Origin of the sequence: Streptococcus sp. k-163 (genome assembly GCF_013277555.1) — a bacterium.
GTDB lineage: Bacteria > Bacillota > Bacilli > Lactobacillales > Streptococcaceae > Streptococcus.
Genome location: NZ_VMND01000022.1, coordinates 1 through 549 on the forward strand (window position 1 = coordinate 1; position 549 = coordinate 549).

Consider the following 549-nt stretch of genomic DNA (forward strand, 5'->3'; position numbering starts at 1 on the left):
GCACCATCTACTGCTGTTTGCGCTTCTGCTGCTTTTTCTGGTGTTTCTGCGTTGCTTGGTTGAGCATCGATTGCATCTGTTGCTTCCTTAGCTTTTGCTTGAGCTTCTTCTTTGGCTTTAGCTTTCTCTTCATCTGTGAGATCGTTACGGCCAGCGATTTCTGCTTCTTTCTTAGCTAATTCATCCGCTACTGCTTTCTTAGCTGCTTCTTTAGCTACTGGGTTAACTTTTGCAATTTCACCAGTTCCTGCTTCTTTAGCTTTATCTACTTCTGCATTGCTTGGTGCTGCATCAATTGCTTCTTTAGCTTTATCTGCTGCATCTTTAGCTGCATCTTTAGCTGCTTTCTTCTCGTCATCTGTCAAGTCTGTACGAGCGTCAATTGCTGCTTCCTTAGCTTTAAGAGCGTCATCGATTGCTTGCTTAGCTTCTGGTTTAGCTTTGGCTTCTGGATTGATTGCTTCAACTGCTCCAGTACCAGCTTCTTTAGCTTTATCTACTTCCGCATCACTTGGTGCTGCATCAATTGCTTCTTTAGCTTTATCTGCT

General features: G+C 43.4%; 1 protein-coding gene. It reads right to left on the reverse strand.

The genetic code is table 11. From position 1 onward, the window contains the following. Positions 1–549 (reverse strand): DUF1542 domain-containing protein (locus HT731_RS08365; protein ID WP_173278506.1); only part of this gene is annotated, 549 nt, incomplete at both ends.